This is a genomic window from Collimonas sp. (assembly GCF_035566555.1).
In the GTDB taxonomy this organism is placed as follows: Bacteria; Pseudomonadota; Gammaproteobacteria; order Burkholderiales; family Burkholderiaceae_D; genus Collimonas.
Window position 1 is genome coordinate 18,441 of record NZ_DATMRB010000027.1, and the last position, 13,247, is coordinate 31,687.

General features: G+C 49.7%; 11 protein-coding genes. 8 read left to right on the forward strand and 3 right to left on the reverse strand.

The genetic code is table 11. From position 1 onward, the window contains the following. Nucleotides 1-56 precede the first annotated feature (56 nt). The gene (locus tag VNZ65_RS04240; protein WP_325666402.1) at nucleotides 57-1,010 is read left to right on the forward strand and encodes an aldo/keto reductase; all 954 of its coding nucleotides are present in this window, start codon (nucleotides 57-59) and stop codon (nucleotides 1,008-1,010) included. Nucleotides 1,011-1,186: 176 nt separating this feature from the next. Continuing rightward, nucleotides 1,187-2,239, forward strand: a complete 1,053-nt coding sequence (locus VNZ65_RS04245; protein WP_325666404.1) for a M35 family metallo-endopeptidase — start codon at nucleotides 1,187-1,189, stop codon at nucleotides 2,237-2,239. Nucleotides 2,240-2,350: 111 nt separating this feature from the next. Here the strand turns inward: VNZ65_RS04245 and VNZ65_RS04250 are convergent, their stop codons facing one another. Then, nucleotides 2,351-2,914 carry a GNAT family protein gene (locus VNZ65_RS04250; RefSeq protein WP_325666406.1) on the reverse strand — a complete coding sequence of 188 codons (564 nt, stop codon included), beginning with the start codon at nucleotides 2,912-2,914 and terminating at the stop codon, nucleotides 2,351-2,353. 220 nt (nucleotides 2,915-3,134) lie between these two features. Here VNZ65_RS04250 and VNZ65_RS04255 point away from each other — a divergent pair, with 220 nt between their 5' ends. The 3 genes from VNZ65_RS04255 to VNZ65_RS04265 all read left to right on the forward strand — a co-directional run bounded on the left by VNZ65_RS04255 (nucleotide 3,135) and on the right by VNZ65_RS04265 (nucleotide 5,562). After that, nucleotides 3,135-3,362 (forward strand): transcriptional regulator, encoded by a 228-nt coding sequence (locus tag VNZ65_RS04255; protein WP_325666408.1) that lies wholly within the window; start codon nucleotides 3,135-3,137, stop codon nucleotides 3,360-3,362. Continuing rightward, a complete protein-coding gene (locus VNZ65_RS04260; RefSeq protein ID WP_325666410.1) occupies nucleotides 3,359-3,748 on the forward strand; it encodes a type II toxin-antitoxin system death-on-curing family toxin in 390 nt (129 codons plus the stop codon). Before VNZ65_RS04255 ends, VNZ65_RS04260 begins: the two co-directional genes overlap by 4 nt. An 818-nt stretch (nucleotides 3,749-4,566) precedes the next feature. Next, nucleotides 4,567-5,562, forward strand: coding sequence for an SIR2 family protein (locus tag VNZ65_RS04265; protein WP_325666412.1), 996 nt, complete (start codon nucleotides 4,567-4,569; stop codon nucleotides 5,560-5,562). Nucleotides 5,563-5,596: 34 nt separating this feature from the next. Here the strand turns inward: VNZ65_RS04265 and VNZ65_RS04270 are convergent, their stop codons facing one another. After that, nucleotides 5,597-6,496, reverse strand: coding sequence for a hypothetical protein (locus VNZ65_RS04270; RefSeq protein ID WP_325666414.1), 900 nt, complete (start codon nucleotides 6,494-6,496; stop codon nucleotides 5,597-5,599). A gap of 156 nt (nucleotides 6,497-6,652) precedes the next feature. Here VNZ65_RS04270 and VNZ65_RS04275 point away from each other — a divergent pair. Then, nucleotides 6,653-7,740 (forward strand): IS3 family transposase gene (locus tag VNZ65_RS04275; RefSeq protein ID WP_325666416.1). Its coding sequence is split into 2 segments (ribosomal slippage): nucleotides 6,653-6,905 and nucleotides 6,905-7,740, totalling 1,089 coding nucleotides; the frame shifts between segments, so codons are not numbered across the junction. A 9-nt stretch (nucleotides 7,741-7,749) separates the two neighbouring features. Here VNZ65_RS04275 and VNZ65_RS04280 read toward each other — a convergent pair. After that, nucleotides 7,750-11,514 (reverse strand): hypothetical protein, encoded by a 3,765-nt coding sequence (locus VNZ65_RS04280; protein WP_325666418.1) that lies wholly within the window; start codon nucleotides 11,512-11,514, stop codon nucleotides 7,750-7,752. A 355-nt stretch (nucleotides 11,515-11,869) separates the two neighbouring features. Here VNZ65_RS04280 and VNZ65_RS04285 point away from each other — a divergent pair, with 355 nt between their 5' ends. Continuing rightward, nucleotides 11,870-12,487 (forward strand): PAAR domain-containing protein, encoded by a 618-nt coding sequence (locus VNZ65_RS04285; RefSeq protein WP_325666420.1) that lies wholly within the window; start codon nucleotides 11,870-11,872, stop codon nucleotides 12,485-12,487. Beyond that, the coding region (locus VNZ65_RS04290) for an N-acetylmuramoyl-L-alanine amidase (RefSeq protein ID WP_325666422.1) at nucleotides 12,480-13,247 on the forward strand (768 nt) is incomplete at its 3' end. The genes VNZ65_RS04285 and VNZ65_RS04290, both read left to right, overlap by 8 nt.

The following is a 13,247-nucleotide window of genomic DNA, read 5'->3' on the forward strand; positions in this document are numbered from 1 at the left end:
AAGCTTGCGGACTTCCCATTAGACTGAGAATCCATGTCCAATCGGGAGTTGAAGCTATGGCAACAGGCAAGCGCAAGCTGGGAAATTCATCGCTGCAGGTCGCGCCGCTGATGTTTGGTGGGAACGTGTTCGGCTGGACCGCTGACGAGTCGATCTCGTTCGCCCTGCTTGACAGGTTTGCCGATGCCGGCCTGAATTTCATCGATACCGCCGATGTCTATTCGAGCTGGGTGCCGGGCAACCGCGGCGGCGAATCGGAAACCATCATCGGCAAATGGCTCAAGCGCAGCGGCAAGCGAGCGCACATGGTGATCGCCACCAAGGTCGGCAAGCCGATGGGCGAGGGCAAGGCCGGCCTCGGCAAAGCCTACATCCGGCAAGCGGTGGATGCTTCGCTGCAGCGGCTGCAGACCGACTATATCGACCTTTATCAATCGCATGACGACGACAGCGGCACACCATTGGAAGAAACCCTGGGCGCCTATGCCGAGCTGGTCAAGGAAGGCAAGGTACGGGTGATCGGCGCCTCCAACTATACGGCAGAACGGCTGGCCGCCGCGCTCCAGGTCAGCCGGGACAACGGCTTTCCCAGCTACCAGTCGCTGCAGCCGCAATACAATCTGTACGACCGCGCCGAATATGAACGCACACTGGAGCCGTTTGCGCTGGAACACGGCATCGGCGTCATCAGTTATTACTCGCTGGCGAGCGGTTTCCTGAGCGGCAAATACCGCAGCGAGAAAGACCTCGGCCAAAGCGCGCGCGGACGGGCGGTCAAGCAGTATCTGGATGCACGCGGCTTGCGCATCCTGGCCGCGCTCGACGACGTCGCCGCGACGTATGCCGCCAATCCAGCCCAGGTTGCGCTAGCCTGGCTGATGGCGCGTCCTAGCATCACCGCGCCGATCGCCAGCGCCACCAGCCTGGCGCAGCTCGACGACTTGATTGCCGCCACTCGGCTGCAGCTGGATGCGGCGGCGATTGCCCAGCTTAACAGCGCCGGCGAGTGATTCTCCCGCTGCGTTGCAGATGGCCATGGCATCCTGTCAGCTTTGACAGGATGCCAACTACCTCCCTTGTGCTATAGCATAAATTTGCCCGTGTCCATACGGCAAGGGTCCATTTAACTCTTCAAGAGGGGTAATCCATGGTCAGTTTTCAGAAATGGTTGGCGGGCGTCACGTGTGTGGCGGCAATCGTTGTCAGCGGCTCGGCTTACGCAGCAAAGGCCGATATCCAGGTCACGATCCAGGAAGCGAGTGCGAAAGGCGAAGCCGGCGCCGGCAAGGTGCTGTACACCATCAGCAACACCAGCAGCGCGCCTTTGCACATCCTGAATTGGGAAACGCCGCTGAACGGCGTCAGCGGCGACTTGTTCAGCGTCGCCCTGGGCGGTCAGCCGGTGCGCTATGTAGGGCGGCTGGTGAAACGCAAACCGGCTAGCGACAAGGATTACATCACGCTCAAGCCGAATGAAAGCCGGGCAGTCGAGGTTGACCTCAGTGCTTATTACGAGATGTACCGCGGCGGCCAGTACGTGGTCAAATACAAGCGCACTGCCGAAACCCTGGTACGGGAAGCCGGCAATGCGGTGCTGGCCAAGAGCGGCGCTGCGGGCGGCAGCATCACGCTGGACACCAATGCGCTGCCGTTGAATGTTGACGGCGGTCCGGCGCCATCCTCCAAGCAGACTTCCGGCGATTTGCTGGGAGCGATCAACGCCAGCTGCTCGACCAGTTTCGCCAGCTGCAGCAACAGCCAGAAGACCGCGCTGACCACGGCTCGCAGCGACGCCACCTCGATCGCCACCAATGCCAAGAGCTACCTGGCGGCCAACAAGACCGGCAGCCGCTACACCTGGTGGTTCGGCGCCGTCACCAGCGGCCGCTATGCCACCGCCACCAGCCATTACAACAACATCAGCAGCGTGCTCGGCAACCAGTCGTACAAATTCGACTGCAGCTGTACCGATTCCGGCACCTACGCCTATGTCTATCCGGACCAGCCTTACACGGTCTACCTGTGCGGCGCCTACTGGAACGCACCGGCCAACGGCACCGATTCCAAGTCTGGCACGCTGGTGCATGAAACCAGCCACTTCACGGTAGTGGCCGGCACCGGCGACCATGTCTACGGCCAGAGCGGCGCGCACAGCCTGGCCACCAGCGATCCGGATTCGGCGCTGGACAATGCCGACAACCATGAGTATTTCGCAGAAAATAATCCGGCGCGGCAGTAAGCGGGGAAATAGACTGGCAGGGATGCGTGATGAACAGATTGCGCGCTCCGGCCAGTTACATGCCTGGCACGTGAAGATGATTGAATTCAGCCGGTTTCAGCTGAGGCCTGATCAGTTATCGGTTCGATGTCCGCGCACGGAGTAGCGCTGGCGCCAGTCCCGGGCCAGCACTGCCAGCACCGAGGTATTCCACCAGCGGCCCTGGAAAAAACGGTTTTCCAGGAACAGCGCCTCGTGCCGCATCCCGAGGATCTTGCAGAGCCTGATCGCCGCCTGGTTTTCTGAAATCGTTTCCGCGTAAATGCGATGCACTCCGCGCTGCTCAAAGCCGAAGGCCAGCAGCGCATTGCCGGCTTCCAGCGCATAGCCTTTCTTTTGCCACTCGCGCCCAAGTTCGCAGCCCACCGATGCCTGCTGGTCAGCTTCCAGGCGGATGCCGCAAGAGCCGATCAGGTCGCCGCCCTTGGCGACTATCGCAAACTGGTATTTGCTTCTCGGCTGCTCAAGACTCTGGGTGATGAAAAGATCCAGCAAGGCATCCGACTTGTCGGCCGAGACATCTTCCTCGCTGTAGAAGCGGGCGAATTTCTGATCGTCGCGCAAGGCTCGGTAGGCATCCCTGTCCGCCAGGGAAAAGTCGCGCAGAACCAGATTTTCTGTCTCTATCGGTTGCATGGATTAGCCTATGACCATGATTGGATATGGTCTCGATTCGTTTGGTTATTGTACGACCAATATTGTTAAATTATAAAATAATCATGATGTAATTCTTGTATGAGCATGTATTGCGAGAGACCGATTGCAAATTCCAGGCAGGGGCTATTGCGTTTGGCTTGGTGAACTTGAGAGAAGTTTTGCCATGATATATAATATTTGTTATATGCAAGGAGGCAGCATGCTGACATTTAAAGTGACCACTGTCGGTTCATCGGAAGGTTTTATCCTGAACAAGGAGGCGAAAGCCCGGCTAAATGTACAGAAGGGGGATACGCTCTACCTGACCGAAGCCCCTGACGGCGCATACAGGATCACGCCCTACAATCCGGATTTTGAGCGGCAAATGGCATTGGCTGAACAGATCATGCATGACGACCGCGAAGTGCTGAAGGCGCTGGCTAAATGACGTCATGGCGTTGGATTGGACGTGATCTGGCTTATGCCGTTCACGAAAGTCAGCTGGCAACGCATGGCGGATTAGACGGGATCCGTGATTTAAGCGCTGTCGAGTCGGCATTGGCCAGGCCGCAGCAATTGGATAACAACGGCAATCCGAAACCGGATGCAGCCGATCTTGCCGCCGCTTATGCTTTTGGTCTGCTGCGCAACCATGGTTTCAGCGATGGCAACAAGCGTACGGCATGGGTTGTCGCACGTGTCTTTCTTGCCGATAATGGCTTCAAGCTGCAGTTTTCAAGCATGGAGGCGATTAGGGCCATGGAAGCCGCCGCGGGCGGTTCGCTCACCGAGCAAGAGTTGGCGCAATGGTTTCGCCAGAGGATCGCTGGCTAATCCGTACAGCCGGAAAACGCAGTGTTCGCCGCAGTTTCCATGCGATCAGCGCACAATACCTACAGATCAAGCGAAGTAGCGCATAAATTACATCACGATATGCGCGTGAAATCAGCACAGAACCTAATGAAATCAGTCAATTACAATAAACGCCGCATCTCTGTCGCGCCCATGATGGACTGGATAGAGAAGTAAGGATTTATGCGGTGTTTCAGGCTATCGTGTGCAATTGGTGTGCAACGGGTTTCAGTGAGTCTCGTCCGTCCAGTCAACTCAGTAATTATTGATTCTTTATGCGGCTGCGGTGGCTTCGGTGCCGGGGGTGGTGAATATCAGAAGTAAGCCAGGAAAAAGGAGAAAATCCTGTTCCATTTTAGAAAAAGGATTAGAATCAGACCCGTACCTCATGTAGTTTATGAAGTATAAACAAGAACGACCCGCTATCCTTAATAGGAGGCAGGTCATCATCGAAAAATTGTCAGAAAGGACAATAAGTGCATGCGAAACTAAACTTGCAGTTCCACACTAATTCATTCTTGGTCGATCTTCACATCAAAATATCGATTGCAGTCGGTACTTTGATTTTGCTGCTAAAGGACAGCAATATTTTTTAGTGTTACTTCGCACCTCAAAAATCGTTCACTCTTTTGGGGTGCCATTTTTACTAACGCAAAGCATTACTAACGGTTCGATTCTATCGCATATGATAAAAGTGTGCAATTTTTTGGTTACGTAATTTGTCTCGTACAGCGAATGCGTATGTCAATATTAGTGCTGTTTGTTTTTGGTGATGCCAAATAGATAGGGAAAAATCTCGCATGTCTTGCTTGCTACTGCTTGGTGCTGGTTTTAGTCGAAACTGGGGTGGCTGGCTGGCTTCGGAGGCTTTTGAGTATCTATTAGGATGCCCAGAGGTACGTGGAAATCGCGCGCTATCGGAGTTGCTTTGGAGGAATCAAAGCAGTGGCGGTTTCGAGGGTGCGTTGGCAGAGCTGCAGGTAGAGGCGATCCGTGATCCTCAGCGCTACGGTGCTGATTTAACATCATTGCGGGGGGCCGTTACTAGCATGTTCAACGACATGAACAGTAGCTTTTCTCATCTAGTCAATTTTGAACCGCAAAACCATGCCGACAAAAGCATACGCGGATTCCTAACGAAGTTCGATGCAATATTTACGTTGAATCAGGACCTCCTTCTGGAATACCAATATTTGGCGCACGAGGTCTCCTTGTTATCAAACAGAAGATGGAAAGACTCTGACCTGCCTGGGATGGAACCTGCCGAGGTAGCAGCTCAGGGGCATGGAGATCGATGGATAAGTCGCTGGCGACCGAAGGACGCAGCGTTATTCAGCGTTGATCCTGGGTATCAGCCTTACTTCAAGCTCCACGGATCAGCAAATTGGATAGACGGTCACGGTGGATCGATGTTGGTCATGGGAGGTAACAAAGCCCATGCAATCGGCCTTTCACCAATTCTCCAATGGTATCAGGCCCAATTCGCAGAATACTTGGCTCGACATGATGCTCGATTAATGGTGATTGGTTACGGATTTCGAGATGAGCACATCAACCAAATTATATCGTCTGCGGTCGCCAACAATGACCTGAAATTGTTTGTCGTATCACCAGATGGAGCTGATCAAGCGAGGAAAGTCGGTCTTCAGCCGGGTGCGGCAATTCAGAAGCGAACCGACCTCGAGGATACCTTCCAACGCAGCTTGATCGGAGCATCTCGACGGTCATTGCGGGAAATATTCGGACCTGGTGACGACATAGAGTTTGGGAAGCTCCTGAGATTCTTCGCTGCTTAAAATATTTTTCTTTGCCGCGTTCAACCATAATTTCTTAAGATTTTTCAGTCAAGGCATCGCTCTGCATTTTTCTCATCTGTGCATATTCGAAATAAAAATCTAAGCTGCCAAAAGTGATAGCACGAATGCTAAACAGTTTTTCTTTAAAAGATTCTGGACCTTGAACATTGTCTAATAAAATCAGTAGTTGAGGAATGCTCAAGAACCAGCAATGGTAAAAGAACTGAGCACTTTCATTTTTGATTCGGCTTAATTTTTCGACTTGTTGATGTGATCTTTCGAGTACCTTATTTAATTTTTCAAACCGCTTTTGCAAGCTGGTATCGCTTCCCTGATATTGCTCATTTAGAGAGTATCTTGTACTAAGACATATCTCCATAAATTGCTTTAGCAATGTTCTATCTTGAAAACTTCCATAGTCTAATAGTGTTACAGCGATACGTTCAACACTACGTCCTTTCAGTTCTAGAAGTGTTACAAGACCGTTATTTCTCAATTCGATACTTTGATTGCTTGACAGTCGCAGCTCGTGTTCTCCAGCTTGTATTTGAGCCTGCAGAAGGCTCTCTGCTAGATCAAGTATCAAGTAGATATCAATCCCTGACCTCGCTTCAGGCGTCAGCATTTTTTTCTTAACTTCTATGAAAAAAACTGTTTTTTCAGTTTCTATCACGAGATCGCATTCACCATCTTCATCGTCGATACGATATGTTCCTTCGATCGCTGAGATTTGGTGTTTTTCTAGGGCATTCCGCAGAATTTTTTCGGTGCCGGGACCAAGTATTTTTTTGCTAAATACAGGAGTAACAGGTTTCAAGCGTACAAGCAATGACTGTAGAAACGCAGAGGCACACACAGCGCGGTCGAGCAACAGAAAGCGCTTGCCACCATGTCGTAATAAAGGATGCAAATAAAAATCGCTGTTCGTGGACAAGGTTTCAGGCGTTATTGATACTGACGTATTAAAAGGTCTTAAGAAGTTTTGGTTTGCTCCAGATATGGGATGGCTTAGGACGTCCGGTAATCCCCCCACAAAAAAGTATCAGTTAAAAGTAGAATTTTCTTAAATGCGATTTTGAGGAAGTTTTACATGAAGACATCACGCTTTACCGAAAGTCAGATCATCAACATTTTGAAGCAGGCCGACGCCGGCACGCCAGTGCCGGAGCTTTGTCGTGAGCACGGGATGAGTTCGGCCTCGTTCTACAAATGGCGTAGCAAATACGGCGGCATGGACGCGTCGATGATGACGCGGATGAAAGAGTTGGAAGATGAGAACCGTCGGCTCAAGAAGATGTACGCCGAAGAGAAGCTGAAGGCCGAGATCATCTCGGAGGCGATGCAAAAAAAGTGGTGAAGCCATCTCACCGACGTGAGATGGCACAGGCGGCAGTCCGAGCGCATGGGATCAGCGTCAGCAGCGCATGCGCGACTTTCGCGATCAGCCAGACCTGTTATCGCTACAAGGCAAAGCTATCGGAAGATAACGAGCGTGTCGCGGACTGGTTAATCCGGCTGACCGCGAACCAACGCAACTGGGGCTTTGGCCTTTGCTTCCTGTATCTGCGCAATGTCAAAGGATTCAGCTGGAACCACAAGCGCGTCTATCGGATATATCGAGAGCTGGAGTTGAATTTGCGAATCAAACCAAAAAAGCGGCTTACCAGGGAAAAGCCCGAACCGTTGTCGGTGCCAACGTCGATCAACGATGTCTGGTCCATGGATTTCATGCACGATCAGTTGTCGGACGGGCGCAGCATCCGTCTGTTCAACGTGATTGATGACTTTAATCGGGAAGGCTTAGGCATCGACGTTGACTTCTCCCTGCCGGCAGCTCGCGTCGTTCGGTCGCTTGAGCAAATTATCGAATGGCGGGGAAAGCCGATGACGATTCGCTGTGACAACGGCCCCGAATACATCAGTTCGACACTGGCCGCGTGGGCAGAAAAGCGTGGCATCCAGATCAGCTTTATTCAACCAGGACAGCCACAACAAAATGCTTATATCGAGCGCTACAACAGAACGGTTCGCTATGACTGGCTCGCACATTACCTGTTCGAATCCGTCGATGAGGTTCAGGAATTTGCGACGAAATGGCTCTGGACATACAATCACGAACGCCCGAACATGGCGCTCGGCGGCATCACCCCGAAACAAAAATTGGCCCTTGCGGCTTAGCCTCTACTTTTAACTTTGCTTAAAAATGGGGGGATTACCATCTCTCCATGCATCCCAAACAGCTGGATGATCTTCTTTTTTAATTTCGATTGGAACTACCACTCGCTGCCCGTCGATTACTGCGGAACCGTGCAAATCAGATCGTTTGTCGTTAGCCGCGTGAGGCTCTTTCTCAATTTGTACTCCCAGTGGCAACATGCGATCGCGCAACATTTTGTGCAGTATGTCCCGGCAGTCATTTTCTACTTTTGGTTTTTGGTCGCCATTTGCGCGCTCGCGCCAGAAAAGCCGAAGTGAGTTAGTGTCGTCAAATCTAATTTGTCCCGCGATTAACTTCAAATGGTCGATGAGCAATGCCATCATGTCTTGTGCATTTGCTGGAGAATTATTGGCAAGAGTTTTGGCAACCGCACTCACTGTAGGATATTTAAATGCAGTTGCACGGGCAAGCTTACTGTAGCCATAATGACTTGCCTCGAGTGTTATAGCCCAACGTTCTAGCTGTGGTAGGGCACGTAAACGCAACAATTCAATTCCCGTAGTCAATTCTGAATTCGACGATAACTGTTGAATAAGTGAGCGAACTAGATTACCGAATTCATCGTTCTCCGAAAGATTTCTAATGCCAGAAGCGGGCCACATAGGCGAAGCATGCGGAGCTAAAATTTCAATCAATTGACCAAGAAGTTTTGGATCATCTATTTCAAGTATTTTCCCGTTAATCGCTTGATTTTCGATGGAGCGGCCCATCTGCAGTATCCGCTCAACGTCACTCCCAACAAATTTTGTAAGTCGATAAAAATGTTTTTGGTCATTTAGCCTGGCGACAAATAGTGCTATGCGTTGATGGCTATCAATTTTTCGATTTTTGAGCCGAGTATTGAGAATATTTTCAAAGATATCAGCATCAAGATGACATTTTGATGCAGGTAAAAGTGTATTGTTAAGAAGATGTATTTGCGCGGATGTGGCCTTCTCTGGAAAGCAATTGAGTAGTGAGGGCAATACAAATTGAGCCAGAGTTGTCGGGCCATCTTTACTGACCATTTCATGTAAGCCTACTACGTGTGGATGGACTTCTTTTTGAATAGCATTTTGTGCATATTGAAGAAAAATATCTCTAATAAGTTTTGATTTTTGTTTAGCAAGAATCGTGTGCCAACTTGGAGCATTTCCCCCGTCTACAAGAGAAAAAGCAAACAATGTTTGCGCAAGTTTGTCGCTCCACATCAGGGGCACGTCCGAGGTTTCGCTGACCAGAATATCGGCTGCTAATAAACATGCCGGTTGAATAAGGTAGTATCTCTTTTGCGTTCCTACGTGAAGTTTAATAACCTCCGTTCCCGTAGGAAGATCGGTTCGCCAAAGTACCGACTTCAATCCTTCAATTGCACGAGTAGCGCCTATTGCATCTATCCCCAGTAGCTCCTGTACTCTTTCTTCTGGCGTATTTCCATCGAGGAAGGAAGAATTTCCGGCATATGCATAAGCAATATCGTGAAATAATCCCGGAACCGCAGTTCCAGCATATATCTTGGGTAAATGTGGAGCCATTTCCCTTTGTCGTTCCGAACGCTCGGCAGTGCGTTCTACGGCCTGAGTTCTATTCAGAATGAATTCTTCCCTGGACCAATCATTTAGATCGCATGTCCAAATTTTTTGACACCAGAATTCAGCCAGTGGCCATTTAATTTGGTGCTTGGCAATCCATTCAGTTACTTCTCCGATTCCAATATCAAATTGGTCGGAGGCTTTAATTACGGCCAATGCGGCTCGCTCAACACAAATTTTTGCGACATGTTCGGTCGAAGTTTTGGATGCCAATCCAAGCATCCAGTTATACCAATCTCTCGGTCGACGCGCTCCATAAAGCAGGTATTCACAACGCAACCACTCCATATGGAAATTTTTGACGTTGGGGGAAATCTGAAGTAACGCGTACGCGAAAAGATTTTTCTGACGTTTTGGATGCAATGAAAGCCATGCTCCTATGTTATTTGATTCCTGTGTTTTTAGGGCTGAGGTGCCATACTTCGTGGAGACTCCATGCAGCCATCGATACAGGCGGTCGATAGGTTCATCTTTTCCTCCCATTGCAACTACCTTGGAGATGAGTTTTCCTGCAAAGCTTTGTATTTCATATTTGTCTAAAAGCTCCCAATTCTGTTTCACAATTTCTACTAGACTGTCCGCTAAAATAGGCAAATTTATTGGCTCGGTGTGGAGAAAAATCTCCACTTCCCAAAACATGTGATAACGACCAAGGAAATTAGCTTCCTTTCGAGGATGGAAGTATTTCATTACTTGATTTGCAGATATGTGTGCGGGGTAGAGTGCGGTCAGCAAACGTCCCATTAATTCATCATTTGAATCAATTATTGTTCCGTTTGCAATTTGATCTAATAGACGCTTTGTCGTAGTAACATTGAGTATAGATTTTTTGAGAAGAGCACTTAGGGCGGCTTTGCGTATTGTCCCGTCATAGCTGGAGTCTCGAACAATTTTAGGCAATGATGGATATAGACTTTGCATGTCTTCACCGTGTTCAATAGCGTTCAATACGCACTCAAGAAGTGCTTGGTGTGCTGGTTCGCGAGATGGTTTATCCAGCAGAGCTCGAAAAATTTTCTCCATATCAGCAGTGCCCAGAGCCCCAAACGGATGAGACTCCCAATTTTCGTTACGAAACCAACGGAATTTTTCTCCTTCCTTATATAGAGAGGCAAGGATGTGACATTTCTCTGTTGTCGAAAACGGGTGAACATCGCCGTATAAAACTAGGCCAAGTGGATCGCGTTCAATTAGAAATTTTCGCTCTCTAATGCAGTGCGTCGTTAGCCAAGCAAAAAGACCTCGCAAAGGCTCAACGATTCGGCCGTCGAATGCTTCCATCAATGCAAGTACTCGACTCATCGGTAAACCATTTTTAATATGATGAGAGATTGATCTGGCGGCCAAAAATTCTACAATTGTACGGTGACGTGGGGTACGGGTTTTGCCCTCGGTGGCAAAAAGCTTGCTGCTAAGGACACGTACAGCGCTATCAGATGACACGCCAAGCGCTGTAGGTAGATCATCAATTAAAATTTCCCCGCTTGTTGCCGAGGCAGTATCTACAACGTAGGAGCGGCTGTCAGAAAGTAGGAGAAGAGCGCACAGTATCCCAGAGTCGTTCAGTATTGATTCTACGTTTGCGGCATTGTGTCTCTGAGCTGTGCGATGGTCAGAATTATGTTCCATCGCTAGACTACGACAGGCAAGCAAATACGTTTCTTGACGACTGGCCGGCCAATGATCACCTTTAACTGCTTCGACGAGAAGATCAAGAAGAAGAGGATTTCCTAGGAGAGAGGCAACGCGTTGTTGATTGGCCCTTTCTAAAAAAATACGAGGATCTGAAACTCTATCTGGTGTCCATTGTGTGAGTATTTTGAGTATCTCACTTTCGTCTAAAGGTTCGAGCGACAACTCTTCAACAATACCTGTTGATGCTACTGCGCAGAGATTCGTTGTGTCCGATTGAATCCATTCCGCCTCCCGGCAAGATAATCTAAACCTAGGTCGGCCAAGTACATTCAGCCGTATTCTGATTTCATCAAGCGGACCACTGTGAGTGCTTGAGCTAGCACGTCGCTCATCCAAAGCATCAATGAACAAAGTTTTTCCGGCCGATCCAGCAGGCAGGCCAATGGTCACAAAATCGCGCGCAGTGATTAGTATTGACCCATAAGGATCCGCTGCGCACTCTTGACTGAATGCGGTTGATTTACCCATACCTGGTTCACCAAGTAACACGTAGGCGTCAAGATGTCTCCACTCTGACAGCAACAGCGTTTCCCTCCCGTGGGTTGCCGAACGCTTAGTGGCTTTGCGTGGCAGGAGAAAATCGTTAGTTATTGGCATGGTATGTATTTCTTCGTTAGTTGGCGGGGAACGCTAAAGTGGTGTCAATCGGTTCTAGTAATTGGAACAAAACACGTGGTTTTCAGCTACGAGCACGTTGGCTAACGTTATATATTCACCTCTGGATTTTCTAATCTGCCACAGCATTATTCGCGATCAACAATATTACTTGCAATATAAATAATACTCTGTAAAGATAGCCTAGTGGCAATTTTATGGACTGTTTATGGCAATGAGAAAAATAGTCGTTGTGGGTGACAAGACGACTACTAACGGCGTGATCCTGCCGAATGCGAATTCAACGTTCTCTTTAGGCAATGCAGGACATAAAGCGGCGCTAATTGGTGGGCAAGCAACCTGCTTAGCCTGCAAGAACGAGGGAGTCATTGCTAAGGCCGGTGGGCCACGGCGAATGCAATTCATGGGTGAGGTAGCGCTGGAAAACGATATCGTCATCTGCGGCTGTCCTGTTCATCCAAAGCTCATAGCGGGCCTTCATCAAACAATGACCTATGACGACGGCATAGAGTCATCTGGTCCCGTATCGCCTCCTACCGGCGCTGGTGCCGCGTCTGCCGCCGTTGCAGCGGCTACAGCAATTGCCTCTACTGGCAGCACTCAGGATACCCAAGAAAAGCAAGGCAAGCGTTTCCTGTTCCAAGACAGCGAGACCGGAAAGCCAATGGCGAACCGTGCATATCTTGCCAAAGTTGGTGGGGCTCAGCAGAGCGGCGTTACTGATGGGGATGGATACGCCAATGTCGATGCAGCTCCTGGGCAGACCATTCAATTGCACATGATATTTAGTGCCCCTACGGGCGCTTTGAAGCACGGAGATGTTTGAAATGGGAACAGACGCGCATTACACGCCGACGCAGTGGACAACAGCTTTTACTGAGTCAGACTACATATGCAAGCCATTCAAGCTGGTTACTGTCAATGACAGAGCAGCGACTCGGGAAGCAATCATTACTCGTGTTCGACAGCAAGGTATGGAGTTCGTAGAGCGATCCAGCTGGGCTGCACATAAGAACCGTTCAGAGAAAATGAAGGACGACTGGAATTACTCTAAGATAGCCATCCATCATGCCGGACGTAGTTTCTCCTGTGGGCCTGCGGCACTACAATTACAGGAAATCCAAGGTGAACAAATGCAGCGTATCTCAGCGGACGATATCGGCTACCACTATGCCCTCGATTGTTTTGGGAATGTCTTTGAGGGCAGAGATATCCGGTTCAAGGGAGAGCACGTGCATAACTACAATACCGGCGTAATTGGCATTGTATTGCTGGAGAATCTGGCAGAGCCTGAAGAGGGCGGAGATACGGTATCAGCAGTGCGGAAATTTTTTAGTGCAATGGGTGCCAATGAGCAGCCTGTCGTACCGGCAGCACAAAGCGAATCAGCTACAAAATTCATTGCTATATTGCGTGAGTTCTTCGCCATTACTACGTTAGGTGGCCAGAGGTGGCCCCGTTTGGTTGGACACGAATTTGAATTCGTTAGGTGGGGCTTTGCGAATGTAGGGTTATCCACGGCGCCGCTCGCCGGCCCATGCGCAGGGCAAGAGCATGCGGCGCGGTGGGTAACCCGGCCTGCCATC